This window comes from Pseudonocardia autotrophica (assembly GCF_003945385.1).
Taxonomy (GTDB): domain Bacteria; phylum Actinomycetota; class Actinomycetes; order Mycobacteriales; family Pseudonocardiaceae; genus Pseudonocardia; species Pseudonocardia autotrophica.
This window is the reverse complement of sequence record NZ_AP018920.1, coordinates 4388303-4410077: the sequence shown is the minus strand read 5'-3', so window position 1 is coordinate 4410077 and position 21775 is coordinate 4388303. Positions and strand designations below refer to the sequence as shown.

Annotated in this window: 23 protein-coding genes; 10 read left to right on the top strand and 13 right to left on the bottom strand. The window is 73.4% G+C overall.

Annotated elements, in window-relative coordinates:
- Nucleotides 1-2: 2 nt before the first annotated feature.
- On the top strand, nucleotides 3-1208 hold the full coding sequence (locus tag Pdca_RS20645) for a sensor histidine kinase (protein WP_232021091.1): 1206 nt from the start codon (nucleotides 3-5) through the stop codon (nucleotides 1206-1208).
- 80 nt (nucleotides 1209-1288) lie between these two features.
- On the opposite strand, the gene Pdca_RS20640 is transcribed toward Pdca_RS20645, so the two are convergent.
- The 3 genes from Pdca_RS20640 to Pdca_RS20630 form a co-directional block, all read right to left on the bottom strand.
- Complete coding sequence (locus tag Pdca_RS20640; protein WP_085913052.1) at nucleotides 1289-2539, bottom strand: HRDC domain-containing protein; 1251 nt, start codon at nucleotides 2537-2539, stop codon at nucleotides 1289-1291.
- Nucleotides 2540-2547: 8 nt separating this feature from the next.
- Nucleotides 2548-3216: a LuxR C-terminal-related transcriptional regulator gene (locus tag Pdca_RS20635; RefSeq protein WP_085913110.1), complete on the bottom strand. Its 669-nt coding sequence runs from the start codon at nucleotides 3214-3216 to the stop codon at nucleotides 2548-2550.
- 310 nt (nucleotides 3217-3526) lie between these two features.
- Nucleotides 3527-4132 (bottom strand): DUF3000 domain-containing protein, encoded by a 606-nt coding sequence (locus Pdca_RS20630; RefSeq protein WP_085913053.1) that lies wholly within the window; start codon nucleotides 4130-4132, stop codon nucleotides 3527-3529.
- A gap of 99 nt (nucleotides 4133-4231) precedes the next feature.
- On the opposite strand from Pdca_RS20630, the gene hemE reads away from it, so the two are divergent.
- The 3 genes from hemE (at nucleotide 4232) to hemQ (ending at nucleotide 7522) form a co-directional block, all read left to right on the top strand.
- Nucleotides 4232-5311, top strand: coding sequence for a uroporphyrinogen decarboxylase (gene hemE / locus Pdca_RS20625; RefSeq protein ID WP_085913054.1), 1080 nt, complete (start codon nucleotides 4232-4234; stop codon nucleotides 5309-5311).
- A 4-nt stretch (nucleotides 5312-5315) separates the two neighbouring features.
- Nucleotides 5316-6752 (top strand): protoporphyrinogen oxidase, encoded by a 1437-nt coding sequence (gene hemG, locus Pdca_RS20620; RefSeq protein ID WP_085913055.1) that lies wholly within the window; start codon nucleotides 5316-5318, stop codon nucleotides 6750-6752.
- A 74-nt stretch (nucleotides 6753-6826) separates the two neighbouring features.
- Nucleotides 6827-7522, top strand: coding sequence for a hydrogen peroxide-dependent heme synthase (hemQ, locus tag Pdca_RS20615; protein ID WP_085913056.1), 696 nt, complete (start codon nucleotides 6827-6829; stop codon nucleotides 7520-7522).
- A 6-nt stretch (nucleotides 7523-7528) separates the two neighbouring features.
- Here the strand turns inward: hemQ and msrB are convergent, their stop codons facing one another.
- Nucleotides 7529-7981, bottom strand: coding sequence for a peptide-methionine (R)-S-oxide reductase MsrB (gene msrB, locus Pdca_RS20610; RefSeq protein WP_085913057.1), 453 nt, complete (start codon nucleotides 7979-7981; stop codon nucleotides 7529-7531).
- Nucleotides 7982-8015: 34 nt separating this feature from the next.
- Complete coding sequence (locus Pdca_RS20605) at nucleotides 8016-8297, bottom strand: hypothetical protein (RefSeq protein WP_085913058.1); 282 nt, start codon at nucleotides 8295-8297, stop codon at nucleotides 8016-8018.
- Between the two features lie 51 nt (nucleotides 8298-8348).
- On the opposite strand from Pdca_RS20605, the gene ligD reads away from it, so the two are divergent.
- The 4 genes from ligD (at nucleotide 8349) to Pdca_RS20585 (ending at nucleotide 12219) form a co-directional block, all read left to right on the top strand.
- Nucleotides 8349-9392 (top strand): non-homologous end-joining DNA ligase, encoded by a 1044-nt coding sequence (gene ligD / locus Pdca_RS20600; RefSeq protein WP_085913059.1) that lies wholly within the window; start codon nucleotides 8349-8351, stop codon nucleotides 9390-9392.
- 9 nt (nucleotides 9393-9401) lie between these two features.
- Nucleotides 9402-9848: a hypothetical protein gene (locus tag Pdca_RS20595; RefSeq protein WP_085913060.1), complete on the top strand. Its 447-nt coding sequence runs from the start codon at nucleotides 9402-9404 to the stop codon at nucleotides 9846-9848.
- A gap of 120 nt (nucleotides 9849-9968) precedes the next feature.
- Nucleotides 9969-10385 (top strand): hypothetical protein, encoded by a 417-nt coding sequence (locus Pdca_RS20590; protein WP_085913061.1) that lies wholly within the window; start codon nucleotides 9969-9971, stop codon nucleotides 10383-10385.
- 118 nt (nucleotides 10386-10503) lie between these two features.
- A complete protein-coding gene (locus Pdca_RS20585; RefSeq protein ID WP_158092170.1) occupies nucleotides 10504-12219 on the top strand; it encodes a serine hydrolase domain-containing protein in 1716 nt (571 codons plus the stop codon).
- Nucleotides 12220-12268: 49 nt separating this feature from the next.
- On the opposite strand, the gene Pdca_RS20580 is transcribed toward Pdca_RS20585, so the two are convergent.
- A complete protein-coding gene (locus Pdca_RS20580) occupies nucleotides 12269-12859 on the bottom strand; it encodes a hypothetical protein (RefSeq protein ID WP_085913063.1) in 591 nt (196 codons plus the stop codon).
- 350 nt (nucleotides 12860-13209) lie between these two features.
- On the opposite strand from Pdca_RS20580, the gene Pdca_RS35685 reads away from it, so the two are divergent.
- Both Pdca_RS35685 and Pdca_RS20565 read left to right on the top strand, forming a co-directional pair.
- Nucleotides 13210-13746: a hypothetical protein gene (locus Pdca_RS35685; RefSeq protein ID WP_158092171.1), complete on the top strand. Its 537-nt coding sequence runs from the start codon at nucleotides 13210-13212 to the stop codon at nucleotides 13744-13746.
- A gap of 38 nt (nucleotides 13747-13784) precedes the next feature.
- On the top strand, nucleotides 13785-13982 hold the full coding sequence (locus Pdca_RS20565) for a hypothetical protein (RefSeq protein ID WP_085913065.1): 198 nt from the start codon (nucleotides 13785-13787) through the stop codon (nucleotides 13980-13982).
- A 3-nt stretch (nucleotides 13983-13985) separates the two neighbouring features.
- Here the strand turns inward: Pdca_RS20565 and Pdca_RS20560 are convergent, their stop codons facing one another.
- The 7 genes from Pdca_RS20560 to Pdca_RS20530 form a co-directional block, all read right to left on the bottom strand.
- A complete protein-coding gene (locus Pdca_RS20560; protein WP_085913066.1) occupies nucleotides 13986-14945 on the bottom strand; it encodes a DNA polymerase domain-containing protein in 960 nt (319 codons plus the stop codon).
- Between the two features lie 14 nt (nucleotides 14946-14959).
- Nucleotides 14960-15934 carry a glycine betaine ABC transporter substrate-binding protein gene (locus Pdca_RS20555; RefSeq protein ID WP_085913111.1) on the bottom strand — a complete coding sequence of 325 codons (975 nt, stop codon included), beginning with the start codon at nucleotides 15932-15934 and terminating at the stop codon, nucleotides 14960-14962.
- Nucleotides 15935-16123: 189 nt separating this feature from the next.
- A complete protein-coding gene (locus Pdca_RS20550; protein ID WP_232021090.1) occupies nucleotides 16124-17098 on the bottom strand; it encodes a glycine betaine ABC transporter substrate-binding protein in 975 nt (324 codons plus the stop codon).
- A gap of 80 nt (nucleotides 17099-17178) precedes the next feature.
- Nucleotides 17179-17973 carry an ABC transporter permease gene (locus Pdca_RS20545; RefSeq protein WP_085913067.1) on the bottom strand — a complete coding sequence of 265 codons (795 nt, stop codon included), beginning with the start codon at nucleotides 17971-17973 and terminating at the stop codon, nucleotides 17179-17181.
- Entirely contained in the window at nucleotides 17970-19022 is a 1053-nt protein-coding gene (locus Pdca_RS20540; RefSeq protein WP_085913068.1) for an ABC transporter ATP-binding protein, read from the bottom strand. Before Pdca_RS20540 ends, Pdca_RS20545 begins: the two co-directional genes overlap by 4 nt.
- Nucleotides 19023-19035: 13 nt before the next feature.
- Nucleotides 19036-19719, bottom strand: coding sequence for an ABC transporter permease (locus Pdca_RS20535; RefSeq protein ID WP_085913069.1), 684 nt, complete (start codon nucleotides 19717-19719; stop codon nucleotides 19036-19038).
- A 398-nt stretch (nucleotides 19720-20117) separates the two neighbouring features.
- The gene (locus Pdca_RS20530; RefSeq protein ID WP_125911491.1) at nucleotides 20118-21686 is read right to left on the bottom strand and encodes an alpha/beta hydrolase; all 1569 of its coding nucleotides are present in this window, start codon (nucleotides 21684-21686) and stop codon (nucleotides 20118-20120) included.
- Nucleotides 21687-21775 lie beyond the last annotated feature (89 nt).

Below are 21775 nucleotides of genomic sequence, written 5' to 3'. Positions count from 1 at the left end.
CGGTGCACCGCCTCCGGCCGCGGCTGACCGCGCTGGCCACCGTGCTGGTGGCGGTGGTCGCGGGCCTGTTGCTGTGGCTGGGCTGGATGCTCGTCGGCGCGGCGGTCGCCGGAACGCCGGCGCTCCCCGGGACGGTCGTGGTGAACGGGGTTCCGGTGCCGGCCGAGACGGCCAGGGACGCGATCGCCGCGTCCGCCCGGGACCAGGTGCTGCGGGCCGGACTGATCGCGTTCCCGCTGGTCGTCGTGGCCGGCGCGGTGACGTCGTGGGTGCTCGTGGGCCGGTTGCTCGAACCGCTGCGCCGGGTGGTCGACACCGCGTCGAGGCTCTCGGCGAACTCGTTGGACGAGCGGGTGGCCCTCGACGCGGCGCGGGGCGAGGTCGCGGAGCTGGCGGCGGCGTTCGACGCGATGCTGGACCGGCTGCAGGCGGCCTTCGACGCGCAGCGCCGGTTCGTCGCGAACGCCGGGCACGAGCTGCGCACGCCGCTCGCGGTGCTGCGCACCGAGGTCGACGTGACCCTGCAGGACCCGGACGCCGACGCGGCCGAGCTGCGCCGGATGGCCGAGGTGGTGCGGGACGCCGGCCGCCGCTGCGACGAGCTCGTCACCGGGTTGCTGCTGCTCGCCCGCACCGAGGCGACCGGCCCGCTGACCGGTGCCGACCGGGTCCCGGTGGACCTCGCCGGGGTGCTGACCGCCGAGCTGTCGATGATCGCCCCGGACGTCACCGCGCGGGCGCTGACCGTGCGCACCGATCCGCGGCCCGCGGTCGTCGCGGGCAACGAGGCGCTGCTCCGCCGGCTGGTGGCGAACCTGCTGGAGAACGCGGTGCGGCACAACCGGGACGGCGGCTGGATCGAGGCGGGCTGCGATGCCGGACCCGGGGTGCTGCTGCGGGTGGTCTCCTCCGGCCCGGAGCTGGCGCCGGATCAGGTGGCGGAGTTGTTCGAGCCGTTCCGCCGGGGACCGGTCGCCCGCACCGCGCACACCCGGGGATCCGGGCTGGGCCTGTCGATCGTCCGGGCGGTGGCGGAGGCGCACGGCGGCACCGTGTCCGCCGACGCCGTACCGGATGGTGGGTTGGAGGTTCGGGTGCATCTGCCCGGGATCGACGGCCGGGACGTCACGCCGGTGGACCACGAGGCGCCGGTGGCCACCGGTGATCGCGTCCCGGACCGGCGGTTGCCGGCCTTCCCCGAACGCTGAGCCGGCGCGCAGCGCTCTGCCGCGCACGTCCTCGCGCCGGGAGCACCTGGTGGGGGACCGGCAGCGGGGAGCGGGTGGACTCAGGCGGGGGCGAGGACCGGTTCGAGCAGCGGGGCCAGCAGATCGGCCTGCCACGGCCGGGCGCCGCCGGCGGCGAGTGCACCGCGGACGTCGCCGTCGGCGGGCGGTGTCCAGCACAGCCGGCGCAGGAGATCGGGTTGCAGCAGGTTCTCCACCGGGATGTCGTGCTCGTCGGAGACGGTGGCCAGTGCGGCACGCGCAGCGGTCAGCCGGGCGGCGGCATCCGGGTCGCGATCGGCCCACCGGGACACCGGGGGCGGACCGTCCGACGGCGCGGAGCCGCGGGGCAGCTCGGACTCGGGGAGCTCGGCGGCGCGGCGGAGCGCGTCGAACCAGTAGCGGGCGAGCCGGCGCTGCGACCGGCCGCGGAAGACCGGGAGCTCGGCGAGCGCCTGCGGCGACTCCGGGTTCCGGACGGCCGCGTCGACGATCGCCGCATCCGGCAGCACCCGGCCGGGTGCGATGTCCCGCTCGGCGGCGAGAGTGTCCCTGGCGTGCCACAGCTCGCGGGCCGCGGCCAGCGGCCGGGGCCTGCGCACCTTGTGGATCCCGGAGGTCCGGCGCCACGGTTCGGCACGCGGGCCCGGCGGCGGAGCGGTGCGGACGGCCTCGAACTCCTGGCGGGCCCATTCGGTCTTGCCCTGCTCCTCGAGCAGGCCGGCGAGCACGTCGCGCAGCTCGATCAGCACCTCGACGTCGAGCGCGGCATAGACCAGCCAGTCCTCCGGCAGCGGCCGGCGCGACCAGTCGGCCGCGCCGTGGCCCTTCTCCAGGGACAGTCCCAGCAGGTTCTCCACCATCGGGCCGAGGCCGACCCGGGGCAGCCCGGCCAGCCGCCCGGCCAGCTCGGTGTCGAACAGCGATCCGGGGAGCAGATCGATCTCGGCGAGGCAGGGCAGGTCCTGGGACGCGGCGTGCAGCACCCATTCGGGACCGTCGAGTGCGGTGGCGAGGGGAGCGAGCGCACCGCGCAGCGGGATCGGGTCGACCAGCGCCGAGCCGGAGCCCGCCCGTCGCAGCTGCACCAGGTAGGCGCGCTGCGAGTAGCGGAATCCGGATGCGCGCTCGGCGTCGACCGCGATCGGGCCGGTTCCCCCGGCGAGCCGGTCGGCCACCTCGGCGAGAGCGTCCGGAGACGCCGTCACCTCGGGCAGACCGTCGGCCGGACTGAGCAGGGGAACCGGATCGGGTGAATCGTCCGGGGACGGATGACCGGGCGGCCGGGTCTCCGTACCGCCTGTCGTCCGCATCCCCTGATTCAGCGAATGACCCCCGCACGCATCGCGAGCGCCACCATCTGTGCGCGATCGCCGGTGCCGAGCTTGCGCCCTATCCGGGACAGGTGGCTCTTCACCGTGAGCGCGGAGAGGTTCAGTGCCTCGCCGATCTCCTTGTTGGACTGGCCGTCGGCGACCAGCTGGAGCACCTCGACCTCACGGGCGGAGAGCTCGCGAGGAGTGTTGTCGGTGCCGGGGACCCGCGAGCCCGTCGCCAGCAGCGGGGCGACCGTCGGGTCGGCGTAGACGCCGCCGTCGAGCACCCGCTTGACGCCGTCGGTCACGATCGACGGAGAAGCGGACTTCAGCAGGTACGCCTGCGCCCCGGCCTGGAACGCCGAGCGGACCGCGTACGGGTCGTCCGAGGACGCCAGAACGACGAGCCGGTTCCACCCGAGCGACCGCAGCTCGCTCACCAGGTCCAGACCGCTGCCGTCCGGCAGGGTCAGGTCGAGGATCGCGAGATCACACGGCCCTGCCGCATGGGCGCGGGCCCGTGCCTCGGTGACTGAGGCGGCCTCGTGCACCGTGCCGGCCCCCATCGAGCGGAGCCTGCCGGCGATCGCCTCCCGCAGCAGCGGGTGGTCGTCCACGACGAGAACCGTGAACAGCTCCTCCCGTGGCTGCGGGACGATCCCCGGCGAGAGCACGGCTCCACCGATCGGAGCGCCACCTGCGGTGGTGCTGCCGGAGCTCTGCGCCGGCACTTGCTGGCCAAGTACAGCCACGTCGTCAACCTTCCTGGAGTCGGTCGTCAGCCCCCGACCAACACCGGAACCCGAGGGACGGAGAGTGGCGCTCGGCCGCACGGGTGGGTGCCATGCGGGAGATGGTATCCCTCCATGCGGCCTAACGTCCCGTGTGCATTCGAACTTCTGCCCCGGAAAGTTACATGGATGTGGGGGCGGTCCCACCCCTACGGGTGACATTTCTCGTCAGCACGCCGCTGACCTGCATCTATCAGCCGGGTGACCGAGTCAACGGTACGGCGCCGACCGGGGGCAGCCCGGCCGCGGTGGCCACCAACGAGCCGAACGCGACGGCGTGTCGGGCGAGGTCCGCGTCGCTCTCCGTAGGCGTCCAGGAGGCCCGCAGCTCGACGTCGTCCTCCCGGGGAGGGTGGTCGTCGGGGCCCTGGAGCCCACCGAAACGGACCGACGACGTCTGGGTGACGGTGCCGCCCAGTGCGGTGAAATCCGCACCCGCGTGCTCCAGTGCGTCGGTCAGCCAGGACCAGCCGATGCTCGGCAGCATGTCGTCACCGAGCTGGCCCACCTCGAGCCGCGCCTGGACGAAACAGACCAGCCGGAAGGTGCCCTGCCAGCGGTCCTGGCCCTCCGGGTCGTGCAACAGGATCAGCCGGCCGGAGGTGTCCGGCTCGTCCAGGTCGTCGGTGCCGTCACCGCGGTGGCCGATGTCGGCCTCCACGCTGGTCGCCCAGCTGAACGGCGCGAGCCGGGGTGGCGCCTCGAGCGCGCGCACCACGAGCTCCGGGCGCGGGGCCACCGAGGCGAGCGAGGTCACTGCCCGATGGAACAGCGGCGGTGGGGAGATCGGGTCCGGCACGGCGGGAGACTCTAGGGCGAACCGTCCGTCGTCGCAGGCAGGCGCGCCGACGCGGGTGGCAGCCGATGGAGGACCGGGTCGTGGGAGGATGGCGGGGTCATGACAGCAGGTACAGCAGGCTCCGTCTCCGCCGTCCCCCGGGCCCGGCGGGACCTGGCCGGATCCCCGTTCCTCGAGGCCGCGCGCGGGCGTCGTCCGTCGCGGCTGCCCGTGTGGTTCATGCGCCAGGCCGGGCGCTCGTTGCCCGAGTACCGCGCGCTGCGGACCGACAACGGGATGCTCGAGGCCTGCCTGACCCCCGACCTCACCTGTGAGATCACGCTGCAGCCCGTGCGCAGGCACGGTGTCGACGCGGCGATCCTGTTCTCCGACATCGTGGTGCCGCTGTACCTGGCGGGCATCGGGGTGGACATCGTGCCGGGCACCGGCCCGGTGGTGGACGCGCCGGTGCGCACCGCTGCCGACGTCGAGGCCCTGCCGGAGCTGGCCCCCGAGCAGGTGGGCCGGGTGGCGGAGGCCATCGGGCTGTTGCTACCGGAGCTGGGGGACACGCCGCTGATCGGTTTCGCCGGTGCCCCCTTCACCCTCGCGTCCTACCTGATCGAAGGTGGCCCGAGCCGCAACCACGAGCGGACCAAGGCGCTGATGCGCGCGGAGCCGCAGGTGTGGCACGCGCTGATGGCCAAGCTGTCCCGCTCGACCCTGACGTTCCTGCAGCAGCAGGCCGCGGCCGGGGTCGACGCCCTGCAGCTGTTCGACTCCTGGGCCGGCGCGCTGTCCGAGCGGGACTACCGCGAATTCGTCCTCCCGCACTCGACGGCGGTGCTCGGTGCGCTCGCCGGGACCGGCCTGCCGCGGATCCACTTCGGTGTCGGCACCGCCGAGCTGTACGGCGCGATGACCGAGGCCGGTGCGGACGTGATCGGCGTCGACTGGCGCACCCCGCTCGACGTCGCCGCGCGCCGTGCCGGCGGTGCCGTCCCGGTGCAGGGCAACCTCGATCCGGCGGTGCTGTTCGCCGGGCAGGAGTCGATCGACGCCGATGTCGCGCGGATCGCGGCGGAGGGTGCCCGCTGCCCGGGCCACGTGTTCAACCTCGGGCACGGGGTGCTGCCGCAGACCGATCCCGACGTCATCACCCGCACGATCGAGGCCGTCCACGCCCAGCCGACCGGGTGATCCGGTGACCCGGGTCGCCGTCGTCGGCGGCGGGATCTCCGGACTGGCCGCGGCGCACCGGCTGCGCACCCTGCTCGGGCCGGATACCGCGATCACCGTCCTGGAACAGCGGGACCGGCTGGGCGGGGTCCTGCGCACCGTCGATCTGGCGGGAGCGCCGTTCGACGTCGGCGCCGAGGCGTTCCTGGTGCGCCGTCCCGAGATGCTCGACCTGCTCGACGAGCTCGGCCTGTCCTCGTCACTCACCCACCCGACGCCGGCGACGGCCACCATCCGGGCCGGCGGGCGGACCGTGCGGCTCCCGCGCGGGACCCTGATGGGGGTTCCCGGGCGCGGGGCCGAGCTCGACGGGGTGCTCTCCGCGGCGGGACTGGCCGCGGTGGCCGCGGAACCGTCGACGCCGCTGAAGTGGGAGCCCGGGGGCGACATCGCGCTCGGCGGGTTGCTGCGCGAGCGGTTCGGGCCGGAGGTGGTCGACCGGATCGCCGATCCGCTGCTGGGCGGCGTGTACGCGGGCCGGGTGGACACCCTCGGGCTCCGGGCGACGGTTCCGGCGCTGGCCGCGGCACTGGACGCGGGAGCGTCGTCGGTGTCCGACGCCGCCACGGCAGGCATGCGGTCCGGCGGGCAGCCGGGCGGGACGCTCGCCGCCGGGAAGCGGGACGAGGCGGCCCCGCCGGCGGGGCCGGTCTTCGGCGCGGTGCGCGGCGGCTACCGGGAGGTGGTGGCCGCGCTGGTCGCGGCGTCGGCGGCGACCGTGCGCACGGCGACGACGGTGCGCGCCCTGGAACGCCGCGCCACGGGCTGGCGGTTGGTGCTCGGACCGGTGCCCGATCCCGAGATCCTCGACGTCGACGCCGTCGTGCTGGCCGTCCCGGCGCCCGCGCTGCGCAGGCTCCTCGAACCGGTCGTGCCGGCCGCGGCCGCCGCGGCGGCCCGGATCGACCTGGCGTCGTCGGCGGTGGTCGCGCTGGCCTACCGGCCGTCCGAGGTGCCCGCGCCGCCCGTGACGAGTGGCTGCCTGGTCGCCGCCGACGAGCCGCTGTCGGTCAAGGGGGTGACCCACGCGTCGACGAAGTGGGCGCACCTCGGAGAGGACGGCCTGATTCGGCTGCGGGCCTCGGTCGGCAGGTTCGGCGAGGAGGCGAACCTGCAGATCGACGACGGGGAGCTGGTCGCCAGGGTCCGCGCCGATCTGGCCGAGCTCGACGGCATCGAGGCAGCCCCGGTGGCGTCGTACGTGCAGCGCTGGGGCGGTGGTCTGCCGCAGTACGGCGTCGGGCACACCGGCACGGTCGCGGCGCTGGAGTCCGCGATCGCCGCCGAGCCCGGCCTGGCCGTCGCCGGGTCGCTGCTGCACGGGGTCGGCTTGCCGGCCTGTGTCGGTACCGCGCGGGCCGCCGCCGAGCGGGTCGCGGCCGCGGTCCCGACTACCCGCTGACCCGGCCCGCCACGTGGCTGATCTCCGTGGTGGGCCGCGGTATCGCGTCGGACCCCCGGCGTACCATGCGATCCATGGCCCGCGTGGACGTCAAAGCGATCAACGAGACCATTCGGTACACCATGTGGTCGGTGTTCCGGGTCGAGCCCGGCCGGCTCGGTGACGACCGGTCCGAGGCGGCGCGGCAGGCGACCGAGTACCTCGACTCGCTCGCGAACAAGGACGTCGCGGTGCGCGGCGTGTACGACCTCGCCGGTGTCCGGCACGACGCCGACTACATGATCTGGTGGCACGCCACCGAGATCGAGTCTCTGCAGGCCGCGTACGCCGACCTGCGCCGCACGACCGCGCTCGGCCGCGCCTCGGTCCCGGTCTGGAGCCAGACCGCGCTGCACCGCCCGGCGGAGTTCAACAAGAGCCACGTCCCGGCGTTCATGGCCGGCGAGGAGGCCAAGCGCTACGTCTGCGTGTACCCGTTCGTCCGCTCCTACGAGTGGTACCTGCTGCCCGACGACGAGCGCCGGAAGATGCTCGCCGACCACGGCAAGGAGGCCCGCGGCTACGCCGACGTCCGGGCCAACACCGTGCCGGCGTTCGCGCTGGGCGACTACGAGTGGATCCTCGCGTTCGAGGCCGACGAGCTGTACCGGATCGTCGACCTCATGCGGCACCTGCGCGGCACCGAGGCGCGCCGGCACGTCCGGGAGGAGATCCCGTTCTACACCGGCCCGCGGGTCGAGGTCGGCGATCTGGTCGCGTCGCTGCCCTGACCGGGCCTACTCGCCCGGTTCGAGGGTGAGCGAGACCGAGTTGATGCAGTAGCGCAGGTCCGTCGGGGTGCCGTAGCCCTCCCCGGCGAACACGTGCCCGAGGTGGCTGTGGCAGTTCGCGCACAGCACCTCGGTCCGTGCCATCCCCATCGTCGTGTCGGTCCGCTCGATGACCGCCTCGCCGGCCAGCGGCGTGAAGAACGACGGCCACCCGCAGTGCGACTCGAACTTCGTCTCGCTGCGGAACAGCTCGGACCCGCACGCCCGGCAGCGATACACGCCGGTGCGCTTCTCGTCGGTGTACTCACCGGTGAAGGGCCGCTCCGTCCCGGCCTGGCGGAGCACCTGGTACTCGGCCGGGCTCAGCTGGGCCCGCCACTCCTCGTCGGTCTTGACGACCTTCGGTGCGGGCTCGGTGTCGGAACCGGCGTCACCGGTGTTGCGGCTGAACAGACCCATGCACCCACGCTAACCCCTCTCCGGGCGCCGTGCCTCAGAGCCAGGTGGAGACCACGAAGACGACCGCGTTCGCGATCACCCAGGCGGCGAAGGTCAGCAGCAGCGTGGTGACCACGACGGCCGCCGTGCGGTGCGGCCCGCGCAGCCGGTTCGCCGAGTCGGCGAAGTCCCCGACCCCACGGATGTAGCCCTCCACCGAGCAGGACGGCACGCGCTGCATCCGGTCCAGGTGCTCGGCGAACGCGCGCGCTTCCGGATCGGCCGGATCGAGATCGACCAGGTCGTCGTCGAACCGGGGGGACCGGTCGTCGTTCATGGCGCCACGATAGTCGGCGCGCACCGGTGTGATCGCGGTAGGTTCGCCCGCGTGGCGAGCCGAGACGTCGTGATCCTGCAGGTCGACGGGCCGGACGGGCCCCGGGACGTCCGGCTGACCAGTCCGGACAAGGTCACCTTCCCGAAGCCGGGGATCACCAAGCGCGAGGTGGTCGAGTACTACCTGGCCGTCGGTGGCCCGATGACGCGTGCACTGCGCGACCGTCCGACCAACCTCAAGCGGTTCAACGACGGCGTCGACGGTGATCCGTTCTTCGTCAAGCGGGTGCCGAAGGGGGCTCCGGACTGGGTGCGGACCTGCACCGTGACGTTCCCGAGCGGGCGGACCGCCGAGTCGGTCGCGATCACCGAACCGGCGACGATCGCGTGGGCGGCGAACCTCAACACCCTCGACTTCCACCCGTGGCCGGTCCGCTGCGCGGACACCGACCGTCCCGACGAGCTGCGGATCGATCTCGATCCGCAGCCGGGGACCGGCTTCGCCGATGCCGTCGCCGTCGCCGGGGTGCTGCGGGAGGTGCTCGACGAGGCGGGCCTCACCGGATGGCCGAAGACGTCCGGCGGGCGCGGCCTGCACGTGTTCGCCCCGATCCGGCCGGAGTGGGACTTCATCGAGGTCCGCCGGGCGGTGATCGCGATTGCCCGCCGGGTGTGCCGGCGGATCCCGGAGCGCGCCACCGTCGACTGGTGGAAGGAGGAACGCGGCGAGCGGGTGTTCCTCGACTTCAACCAGGCCGCGCGGGACCGGACGATCGCGTCGGCCTGGTCGGTTCGCGGGCTGCCGGACGCGACCGTCTCGATGCCGCTGACCTGGGACGCGCTCGCCGGCGTCGATCCGGCCGAGTTCACCCTGCGCAGCGTCCCGGGAATCCTGGAGCGGCACGGCGACCCGCACGAGACGATGGACGAGCGGCCGGGTGGCTGCGCGACCGCGCTCGGCTGGTACGCCGAGGACGAGAGCGAGCGCGGGCTGGGGGAGATGCCGTACCCGCCGGAGTATCCGAAGATGCCCGGGGAGCCGATGCGGGTGCAGCCGTCCCGCGCGAAGCGCTCCACCGGCGAGAACAGCGGCTGACCCCACGAGGTGGCCCCCGCGACCCCGCATGACGGCCGGTACTCGCCGCCGGTACTCGCCGACGTCGCCGGGCCGGCCGCTCTCGCCGCGCACGCCGAACGATCTGATGTCACCGGGTACGTGCTGGGCGTGGTCGAGGCGAGCACCGACGAGTACGCCCGCGCCTATGCGCGCACGCCTCCGGCGGAGTTGCTGACCGACGTGCGCGTGCTGGCCCGGCACGTCGGCGCGCTGCTCGACGGCCGGACCACGCCGGCGCAGCGCCGCTGCCTGATGGTCGCGGGCGGCTGGCTCGCCCTGCTCGCGGCCACCCTGTACGTGGATCTCGGCGCCCGCCGGTCGGCCGCCGGCGCCCGCACGGCCGCGGCGACGCTGGGCCGGGAGGCCGAGCACGACGAGATCGCGGCGTGGTCGATCGAGATCGACACCTGGGCCGCCCTGGTCGATCAGGACTAGCGCCGCGCCGCCACCCTGGCCGGGGCCGGGCAGGCTGCGGCCCCGGCCGGATCGGGCGCCGCGGTACAGCTCACCGCGCAACGCGCCCGCGCCGCGGCCCGTCTCGGCGACGGTGCGACGGTGCGCGCCGCCCTCGACCACGCCGAGCGGATCCTGGACGACCAACCGGCCGACCGGCCCGCCGACCACCACGTCAGCTTCGACGGTCGCAAGCTCGACGGCTACACGGCGACCGCGCTGTCATGGCTCGGCGACCCGGCGGGGGAACGCCACGCCCGCGCGGTGGTCGACGCCTACGCCGCGGGTGGCCCGCCGCGCAGGTTGGCCACGGCGCGCCTGGATCTCGGCCTGATCCTGGCTCGCGATCGGCGTCCGGACGAGGCGGCAGGGCTCGGCCTGCTCGCGGTCGACGCCGGGGTGCTGGTGCCCTCGAACGTATGGCGCGCGACGGAGCTGGACGACGCACTGTTCGCGTTCCGCGACGTGCCGGAGGTTACGGAGCTGCACGACCGGCGCCGCGATGGCGGGATGCCGTAGCCCGGCTGCTCGGTCTCCACCGGATCTGCCTCATGCGCCGGTTCGGTGTGAGCAGCGCGCGAGCGGGTCGGCGTCGACCACGTTCACCGCGAAGATCCCGCGCCGGCAGGTGCGGCTGATGCGCAACACCTACCCGCGGGCCCGCGGGTGGGCGAAGCTGCCACCGGGGCGCGACGTGGTGGAGGCTGTCCAGGTGGTGGTTGGGGGCGGTGCGGACGCGGTGACCGTGGACGGCGCGCACAGCGACACCGGCCGGGCCCCGGACGTCGCCGGTCCGGTGGGCCGGCTCCGGTTCGGCGCCCGCGTGGCGGTGTTGACGACGGTGGCTGTGCTGGCCGTGCTGGCCGGACCGGTCCCGTCCGGCTCCGCGCGGGCCGCGCCGGCCCAGCATCAGGACGACCGGCTGGCCGAGGTCGATCGCTTCGTCGCCGAGTTCGCCGCGGCGAACCGGATACCCGGTGTCGCGCTGTCCGTGGTGCAGGACGGTAGTCGGCACGTGCGCGAGTTCGGGTCGGGGATCACACCCGACACGAAGTTCGTCATCGGTTCGGAGAGCAAGACCTTCACCGCCGTCGCCGTACTCCAGCTGGTCCAGGAGGACCGGGTGGACCTGCAGCGGCCGGTCCGCGACTACCTGCCCGACCTGCGCTCGGCCGATCCGCGGTTCGACGACATCACCGTGGACATGCTGCTGCGGATGTCCAGCGGCCTCTCCGAGATCAACAGTCCGGCCCGGCCACGGGCAGCCACCGGCGACGCGATGCTGGCCGCCGCCGTGGACGGGCTGGGTGAGCTGCCGCTGTTCGCCCCGCCCGGCGAGGCCTTCGACTACGCCAACCTCAACTACACCCTGCTGGCGCGGATCGTCGAGCTGGTGTCCGGTACCCCCTACCACGACTACCTGCGGACCCGGATCTTCGAACCGCTGGGCATGACCGGGACGACCACCGTCGAGCTGGCTTCGCAGTTCGATCCCGCCATCCTCCCCGGGCTGGCGCCGGGGCACGCTCAGGTGCTCGGCCTGCCGTTCCCCTGGCCGGAGACCCCGCTGTTCGTCGTCGGCGCGGGCGACGTGGTGTCCACGGCCACCGACATGGCGCGCTGGCTGGAGGTCGTCCGCGGGGGTGACGCGGGGGGCGTGCTGCCGCCGGGAGCGCTCGATCAGGCGCGCCAACCACTCGACCCGGCGCTCAACAACTACGCCATGGGTTGGATGACCTACCCGGCCACCGCCGACCTCCCGCTGCGCATCTACGGCGGCGGCGACCTGCCGACCTACCACGCCGACATCGTCATCGCCCCGGAGACGGGCACGGCGGTGAGCGTCATGGTCAACACCAACCTGGCCTTCCCGCCGGTCCGCCTGCCGCTGCTCTACCGGGAGATCGCCACCGGGGTGTCGGCGATCCTGCACGGCAAGGACCCGCGCAGCGTCGCCGACCCGATCTCCGCCGGGGACGACCCGATCTCCGCCGGGGACGACCCGACCGTGCGCACCGTGGCCGACCTGGTCCCGCTGGCGGTCGTGCTGCTGGCGGTGGTCGGCGCGGACCGGGGCGTGGTCCGCGCGCCGGTCTGGGTCGCGGCGCGGCGCCGCGGCCCGCGGTGGCGGCTGGCGGGCTCACTCGTCGGACTCGGGTTGCTGGTCGTCGTGCCGTTCGCGTTGCTCGGGCTGTTCTCGCTGGCGGCCGGGCGGCCGGTGCCGGTGAACTACCTCTTCTCGGCCTGGCCCAGCGCGTTCGTCGCGGCGGTGAGCCCGGCCGTCGCCGCGCTCGTGGTCGCCGCGGCGCGGGCCCGGGCCGCGGCCACCCGCCCGGCGACCACCGGGGGTTGACCACGTAGTACCTCTCGCAGGCCGACACTCCGGCCGAGCCCGCCCGGCGTCAGCGGAGTTTCAGCAGATCGGCGTCGACCGTCAAGAGTTCGCCGAGCATCGTGTCGTAGGCGAGTGCCCCGTTGATCTCGATCTCGGCGTGCACGGTGTCCCCTTCGGACAGGGCGATGACGTCCCCGCGCAGCGCGACGATGTCCCCGCGCAGCGCGAGCGTGGTCGGATCGTCGAACGACGCCGGGACCGGCCCCGCCGAGAGCAGGACGAGTTCGGTGCCGGTGTTCGCGTCGGCCCGGACCACGGTCCCGTGCACGACGAGTCGTTCGCCGACGTGCGAGTCGGGCTCGCGGACGATCGCGTTCCACTCCGCGATCCCGACCTCCCGGGGCGGCTGCGGTGCGACGACGAGAGCGCCGGCACCACCGGAGGTGACCGACCAGCTGGACGAGCCGACGATCATCGCGGGGAAGGCGACTCCGCACAGCACCAGCGCCATGACGGCCGTGCCCTGACCGGCGCTCCGCCCGGACTGTGCCCGGCGCAGCGCAACGGGGGCGACGACGGCCGCGATCAACCACAGCGACACCGTGAACGGGCGGAATCCCAGGAGGAGCCCGAACAGGGCGGTGGATCCGGCGAGCACCAGGGCCGCCGTCGCGAGCCTCCGCCTGCGCCGCGGCGGTGCCGGCTGCCCGGACCGGGACCGTGTGGGCGGGAACGACGGAATCGGCGGACTCTGACGGCTCGGCACGCCTTGTTGACGGAAGTGCACCCGGCGCCGTTGCGTCGTGCGGCCGAACCTCATCAGTTCTGACGATCCGGACATGGGGGCGCGCCGATCGGGCGTAACGACATCGGGCCGATACCGGAGATGCCTGCGTGAACCCCACCCCGTCCTCGCCGGAAGGCGCCGAGAATTCTCCGCACGATGCGTCGCCGGTGCACCGGCCGGAAGGAGCGCGGCGCGACCGTCCTGTGTGGCACTGGATGGTGGTGAGCAGTGCCGTCACCGCCGTCGTCGTCACCACTGTGGTGGTCGCGGTGATGTCGGCCGGCGGGGGCGGTGGGACGGCCACCGCATCGGCGGACACCCGGTCGTCGGCCACCCCTGCTCCGGTGCGGACGACGACCCGGACGCCGCCGCCACCGACCACGACCGTCGCTCCGCCGCCCGCACCGGCCCGCGAGATCTCGTCCCGGGACTGGCAGAAGATCGCCCGGGACCCGAACTCCCACCTCGGCGACAGCATCGTCGTGCACGGCCACGTCACCCAGTTCGACTCCGGCACGGGATTGACCACCTTCCGCGCCAACGTCGACGGGACCAGGCAGGGCCGGTGGTACGACTACCAGACGAACACGTTGCTCACCGGAGAGCGGGAGGCGGTCGCGGACCTGGTCCAGGGTGATCTGTTCCGGGCCGAGGTCGTCGTCGGCCAGCCCTACAGCTACACCAACACGATGGGCGGCTCGACGACCGTGCCGACCCTCACGATCACCACGGTGACCCGGACGGGTTCCGCCGACTGACGACCCCCGAGCGGCATGCTCGGTGGCAGAATCGGACCGTGTACGCGTTCCTGGACGACGGCCCGCACGCCGGTGAACTCGTGCGCATCGATCCCGAGGCCTCGGGTCGCCCGCCCCGGACGCTGGAGCTGGCCGATCCCGGCGGTGAGCCCGCGGTCTACGACCTGATCGGCCCGCACCACGACCCGGACCGGTGGATCTACCGGCGGGCTCGAGCGACCGAACCGGACGGCTGAGGATCAGCCCTGTTCCCGGGCGCGCTTGCGACGCTTGCCCTCGTGCATGGCCTGCACCCGGGGCACCGGGATGGCGCGGCCCTCCTCGAGCAGGATCGCGGGCGCCGGCGCCGGCGCCGGGCGCAGCGCCCGCCACAGGTCGTCGTCGCCGAGCAACCCGGCCACGGTGCGCACGGTGATCCCGGCGGGGGAGAGGTCGTCCAGGTCGTCCCAGTGCACCGGGAACGACACCGGCAGTCCGGGGCGCGCCCGGGGGCTGTAGACGGCGACCAGGGTCGCCCAGCCCGCCCGGGTCGGGTCCAGGAACACCCGTCCGCCGCGGTCGTCCCGGATGAAGGCGGTCGTCGCGACGTCCGGCCCGAGCATCGCGGCGCGGGCACACAGGGCACGGGTCGCGGCGAACGCGTCGTCGACACCGAGCGCGGTCGACAGCGGCACGACCAGGTGCAGTCCCTTCGCCCCGCTGGTCTTGACGACGGCGTCGAGCCCGAGGGCCCGCAACGCCTGGCGGACCAGCCGGGCGGCGGCGACCACCGCGGCGAACGGACCGTCCGGCGGCGGATCGAGGTCGATCACCAGCTCGTCGGCGGCGGTCGCACCGGCGCTGCGCAGGGTCGGGTGGAACTCGATCGCCCGCTGGTTGCCGAACCACAGCAGGGTCCGCCGATCGGCGCACACCGGGTAGTGCACGGTGCGCTGCGAACTCTCCGCCCACACCGGCATGGTCGGGATCCAGTCGGGCGCCCCGCGGGGGAGGTTCTTCTGCATGAAGGGTTGCTGGCCGGGCCGGGCCCGGACCACCGACAGCGGCCGGTCGGCGAGCGCGGGCAGCAGCCGGTCCGCGACCGCGTCGAGATGGTCGAGCAGCTCCCGCTTGGTCACGCCGGCGCCGTCGAACACCGGACCGTCCAGGCTGGTCAGCTCGACGCCGTCGCGGATCTCGTCGACCTGCCTGCGGGCCATCGTGGGCTCCTCCCTCAGCCGATGAAGCCGCGATCGGCCAGCCAGGTCCTGGCGACCTCGCGGGCGTCCCGGCCCTCGGCCGAGACCTGGCCGTTGAGCTCCTGGACGGTTCGCTGGTCCAGCGCCGCTGAGATCGGCGCGAACGCCTCGGCGATCTGCGGGGCGCGATCGAACGCGTCCTGCCGGATGGTGGGGGCCGCGCTGTAGGTGATGTGGTAGCCGCGGTCGTCCTCCAGGACGGCCAGCCCGAGGCCGGGGATGCGGCCGTCGGTGGCGGCCACCTCGCCGAACAGGCACACCCCGTCGGCGGTCGACTGGAAGATCAGCCCCTGCTCCAGGACGGAGGTCCGTTCCCGGGGAACCTCGACGTCGTAGGCCTGCTGCAGGCCGCGCAGACCGTCCGCCCGGGAGTGGTACTCGGTCTCCACACAGACGGTGCCGGGTTGGCCGGAGCGCACGTAGCCGGCCATGTCGCTGATCGTGTTCAGGCCCAGCCGGGTGGCCGTGGTCCCCTCGACGACGAAGGCGTAGGTGTTGTCGAAACCGGCCCGGTCGAGCCAGACCACGCCGTTCTCCGCGCCGTCGCGGGCCCGCAGCTCGCGCAGCACCTCGTCGTCGGGGAGCTTGCGGGTCTCCTGCAGGAACGACGCCCACGCCGTGCCCGTATACTCCCAGTACAGCGAGATGTCGCCGGAGAGCAGCGCCTGGCGGGTCACGTCGGAACCGCCGACGTTGCAGCGGTCGGTGACCGTCGCCCCGACCGACTCCAGGGCGGCGATGGAGATCTGGCAGAGCAGGATCTGCTCGTCGAAGTTCTTCGAGCCGACCACGTAGGTCTGGCCGGACAGATCCACCGATTCGGCGAGCGAGCCCGACGAGGCGCGCGGCCCGCTTCCGGCCAGCCCGGCACAGCCACTCGCCAGCAGGGCGATGGCGGACAGCATCGCGACGAGTAGCGCGGCCCGCCGGGGAACTCGGTCCGGATGCATCCTCACGCGCTGTCGCCCCAGGTCGCAGGTGTGTTGCCGGTAGCCGATCACGGAACGCGCCGCCGTGCAACACCGTGCGTGCCGCCGGTTGCCTGCGGCGCGCACGGGCAATCCGGGCGAACGGGACGCGGCCCCGCACACCGCCTGTGGGACGGGTGTACGGGGCCGCGGCCGGAGACGTCACACCGGTCAGCCGGTGAAGCCCTCCTCGGTCAACCAGGTGCGTGCGACCTCGCGGGCGTCACGCCCCTCGGACGAGACCTGGCCGTTGAGGCGCAGCATGGTCTCGTAGTCCAGAGCGGTCGAGATCGGCGCCATGACCTGGCGGATGGCCTCGTTCTGGGTGTAGGTCTCGTTCCGGACGATCGGCGCCGCGTTGTAGGTGACGTGGTAGCGCTTGTCGTCGTCCAGCACGGTCAGACCGAGACCGGGGATCCGGCCGTCGGTGGTGAACACCAGGCCGAAGGTGCAGTCGCCGTTCTGGGTGGCCTGGTAGATCGCGCCGGTGGCGAGCACCTGCAGGCGGTCCGCCGGGACCTGGAAGTCGTAGGTCTCCTGCAGGCCGCGCAGTCCGTCGTCACGCGAGTTGTACTCGGTCTCGACACAGACCGTGCCCGGCTTGCCCTCCCGGATGTAGGTGGCCATGTCGGTGATCGTGGCGAGGTTCTCCTCGCGCGCCTTGTCGCCGTTTACGGCGAAGGCGTAGGTGTTGTTGAAGTCGGCCTTGTCGAGCCAGACGAGCTGGTTCTCCTGCAGGTCGCGCTCGGCGACGAGGCGGTAGAGCTCGTTGTCGTCCGGGATGCGCTCGGTCTCCTGGAAGAACGACGCCCACGCGGTGCCGGTGTAGTCCCAGTAGATGTTGATGTCGCCCGCGAGCAGTGCCTGCCGCGCGACGTCGGTGCCACCGAGGTTGCAGCGCGGGGTGACGTTGCCGCCGACCGACTCCAGGGCGGCCACCGTGATCTCGCAGAGCACGAGCTGCTCGTCGAAGTTCTTGCCGCCGACGATGTAGTCGACGCCCTCGAGGTTGCCCGCGTCGGCGAGCGTGCCACCGGAGGCGGAGGGGCCGCTGGCGTCGAGGCCGCCACAGCCGGCGAGCGTCACCGCGGTGACGGCAGCGATGGCCGTCCACGCGATGCGCCGGGAACGTCGTCCGAATCTCAAGGTGTCCTCCAGGAAAAGGCGGTGCGGTGCGACGCCCTGCGGTGCGGCGTCATGGAACGTCGGGGGAGTACGGGGGCGGGTCAGCCCGCGGAGCGACCGACCATGTACTCGGCCAGGCCTGCCAGCCAGTCCACGATCAGCGCGAGGGCGGCCACGATGGCGGCGGCGACCAGGGTCCCGGTCGGCCTGCCGAGCTCGAGCATTCCCTTGATCGGCTCACCGAGACCGCCCGCGCCGATGAAGGTCGCCAGTGCCGCGGTGCCGACGTTCAGCACCAGCGCGACCCGGACACCGGCGACCATGACCGGTGTCGCCAGCGGCAGCTCGACCCGGAACAGGGTCTGCCGGGCCGACATCCCGATGCCGCGGGCCGCCTCGATCAGCGCCCGGTCCACCTGCTGCAGCCCGACGACGGTGTTGGTCAGCACCGGCAGCAGCGCTGCCAGGGCGAGCGCGACGACCGCCGTCGTCAGCCCGAGACCGAGCGGTGAGAAGGCGAGCAGCACGATCACGCCGAATGCGGGCAGTGCCTGCATGAACCCGGTGAAGGCGAGCACCGGCCGCTGGATCCGGCGGGCGGCCGGACGGCTGATCGCGATCCCGGCCGGGATCGCGATGATGATGACGACCAGGGTGGAGAGCCCGGTGAGTACCAGGTGCTCCCAGAGCCGGGTCCCGAGCGCCTGCGGGTTGATCACCGAGCGCTCGACGTCGTCGAGTCCCTGGGACATCGCGTAGGCGAAGACCACCGCCAGGCCGATCACCGCGATGAGCGGGTTGGCGATCAGGGTCCGGTCGAACCGGCGCCGTACCCGGCGAGGCGCGTCCTCGACCTCGGCGGCGTCGGTGGCCGCCTCGGGGGCCGGGGCACTCATGCGCCCGCCTTGGTCTTGAGGCCCTCGACGAGGTCGCGCCACCACAGCGCGCCCTGCAGCTTCTGCTGGTCGTCGACGACGCCGATCAGCTCGGTCTGCGAGTCGAGCATGATGTCGACGGCGTCGTAGACGGTGCCCGACTGCGGGACCGTGACCAGCTGCGGCAGCGCCGCGGTGCCGGGGAGGTAGGCCCAGCGGACCGGGCGGCCCTCGGCGTCCGCCTCGTAGGTCGGCGAGCCGTTGCGCTCGGCCGCCCCGTCCAGCCCGACCGCCTGCAGCTCGAGCCGGGACAGTTCGAGCAGCGAGAGCCGCCGTACCGCGGCGCCGGAGCCGACGAACTCGGCGACGAACTCGTTCGCCGGGTGGGTCAGGATCGTGTCCGGGGTGTCGTACTGCTGCAGCGTCCCGCCGGGCCCGAAGACGGCGATCCGGTCGCCCAGCTTGACCGCCTCGGTGAGGTCGTGGGTCACGAAGCAGATCGTCTTGGCGATCTGCTGCTGCAGCTCCAGGAACTCGTCCTGGATGCGCTCGCGGGTGATCGGGTCGATGGCGCCGAACGGTTCGTCCATCAGCATCACCGACGGGTCCGCGGCGAGCCCGCGGGCCACGCCGACCCGCTGCTGCTGGCCGCCGGAGAGCTGGCGCGGGTAGCGGTCCCGGTAGTCGCGGGGCTCCATGCCGACCAGGTGCAGCAGCTCGTCGACCCGCGCGGTGATCCGGTTCTTGTCCCAGCCCAGGATGCGCGGCACGACGGCGATGTTGTCGCCGATCGTGAAGTGCGGGAACAGTCCGACCTGCTGGATGACGTAGCCGATCCGGCGGCGCAGCTCGTCGGCGTTGACCTGCGTGACGTCGTCGCCGTCGAGCACGATGCGGCCGGTGCTGGGTTCGATCAGCCGGTTCATCATCTTGAGCGTGGTCGTCTTGCCGCAGCCGGACGGCCCGATGAACATCGAGATGGTGCCCTCCGGCACCTCCAGGTTGAGCTCCTGGACGGCCGGCGCGGTGGCCTTCGGGTAGGTCTTGCTGATGCCTTCGAGGGCGATCATGGTTTTGCCGGAATCAGACACGGATCCCCCTCGGGGTGGTGAAACGCTGCACGAGCCAGAACACGATCTCGTAGACGGCAGCCACGACGAGGCAGCCGAGCGTGGCTGCCAGGACCTGGTTGAACGAGTTGACCGATCCGAGGCGCTGCAGCCCCAGGAGCAACGACGAGCCGAAGCCCGGGCCGTTGATGGCGCCCGCGACGACCGCGATACCGATGATGATCAGCACCGCGACCCGGATCCCGGAGAGGATCACCGGCCAGGCCAGCGGGAGCTGGATGGTCAGCATCCGGCGGACCGGGCCCATCCCCATGCCGCGGGCGGATTCGAGCACCGCGTCGTCGACCGAGGAGAGGCCGGCGACCACGTTGCGCAGGATCGGGTAGGTCGCATAGAGGGTCAGCGCGACCAGCGACGGGGTGGCGCCCAGGCCGAGGATCGGCTGCAGCATGCCGAACAGCGCCAGCGACGGGATGGTGAGCGCGGCCGAGCTGGCGATCAGCAGCCCCTCCCGGCCGCCCATCCGCACCGGCTTGCTCCAGGTGTCCGGGGTGAGGCGGTTCGTGTGCAGCAGCGTCCCGGCCGCGAGCGCGATCAGGGCGGCGATTCCGACCGCAATGCCGACCAGCAGAAAGTGCTGCTGGGCGTAGAACGTCAACTGGCTCAGCTGTGTCGCGACATAGGTGAAGAAATCCACCGTGCTCCTTCCGCCCGGATCCCGTGCCCGCCGAGCGGCTCAGGCTGATCGGTCCTTCTGCGCCACTCGGCAACTGGTGCCACCGGCGTTACACCCTCCCGAATGACGTGACGGCTCCCGGCCGCTCGCCCCCCGACGTCGGTGCGACCTGTGGTGACCCTGTCGCCGAGCGGAGCCTAGCCGGACGAGCGTGGCCGAGGTAAGACGAACGGTCCGTTCCGTGACGTCGTGGTGTCCGTTTGGGAAACCGTTTCCCTGAACTGTTCCCGCAGGTCGAGCGGCAAGCGGAGGCGTGAAACGCAACCTCGCCGGAAACTGCCGGATACGGAATCGTGACCTTCGGTGTCGGTTTCGTCGCAGGACGTGGTGACTGCGCGTGCACCGACGGGAGCAAGCCGTTACGGCGGGCAGACCACCGGTTCGGCCGGTGCCCGGCCCTCGACGAGTGCCCGATCGACCACCTCGGTCACGCACGGCGTGTGTCCGTAGGCGCCGGTCCCGGCACCCTGCCAGCGGACCACCCGCCCGTCGCCGAGCTGCTCGGCGGTGCGGTCGGCGCCGCTCTGCGCGGACCGCGGATCCTGCGCGGTACCCAGCACCAGCACCGGCGGCGGTGCGTCACCCTGCGGCGCGGACGGCGGCACCGGGCCACCGGAGGGCCACGGCCCGCACGACACCAGCTGCTGGGCCGCCGCCGTACCGAACAGCGGGAAGCGCTCCACCCAGTCCCCGGCCAGCTCGGCCGCCTCGCCGGGGGTGACCCGGACCCGGCTGTCGTTGCACCGGGTGGCCAGCGCCGCGTCGAACCGGCCCTGCGGCCCACCGATCGGGACCAGCATCCGGACCAGGCCCGCGGGGTCGCCGCCGTCGGCCGCGGCCAGCGCCGCCTGCAGCTCCGGCCAGCGCGCGGGCTGGGCCAGCACCGACCGGACGGCGCGGACGGTGGCCCCCGCGGTGACCGCGTCGCCGTCGCCGACCGGCAGCGCCGTTCGGCCCAATCGGTCGAGCAGCGCCGTCACGGTGGCCCGCGGGTCGGCTCCGAGCGGGCAGTCCGGGCCCGCTGCGCAGGCGGTGGCGAAGGCGTCGAACGCGGACTCGGCGGCCGCGGTGGCGGCCTCGGTGGCGGCCGGGTCGTCCAGGGTGGGATCGCCCGGACCGTCCAGCACGACCCGGCCGACGGCGCCCGGGTGCCGGGTCACCCAGCCCGCGGCCGCGTCCGCCCCGTCGCCGATGCCGACCAGGTTCAGCCGGGCCGGTCCGAGCGCGCTGCGCAGCGACTCGAGATCGTCGGCGGTGGAGGTGGCCCGGTAGCTGGTCAGGGTGCCGGACAGCAGCAGGTAGCAGTCCTGCACGATCGACCGGGAGTGCTCCAGCAGCGCCGACATGGCCGGGGTGTCCCAGCGGTCCGGTGCGGCGTCGAGCAGCGCCGCGCGGGCGTCGGTGGGGGCGCAGTCCAGCAGGTCCTCGCCCGCACCGCGCCGGTCCATGCCGACCACCTGGTAGGTCTGCAGCATCTCGGCGGGCATCCGGCCGGCGAGTGCCGCCGCGGCCCGCGCGGACCCGTCCGTTCCGGTGTCGCCGAGGACGACGAGTGCGGGCAGGTCGGCGGGCGCGTCCGGTGCGCTCACCCGGGTCAGGCCGAGCCGGGCGGGGCCCAGATCGGGCCGGCTTCGGTCGGCGGGCACGGTGAGCTGCCCGCAGCCGACCGTGAGCGCCCGCGCGGCCGGGACCGGTGTCCCGGCCGCGGCGAGCCCGGCCAGCACGTCGGCGGTGCAGTCGGTGAAGGCCGGGCCGCCACCGACCGGCTCGATCCCGGGCAGGGCGTCGGGATCGGCGGCCGGTTCGGACGCCGCCGGCGGGGGAGCGGCGGGCAGCAGCTCGCCGCGCACGGCCACCGGCGGGCGCTGGGACGGCCCGACCGCGCAGCCGGCGAGCAGCGCACCGCACAGCGCCATGACCAGCAGCATCAACGACACCCCGACGGGGGTGCGTCCGCACCGCTGCCGCACCGTGATCCCCCGCTCGTCGTCCCGCCGGTGGGTCAGTGTGCCGGTGG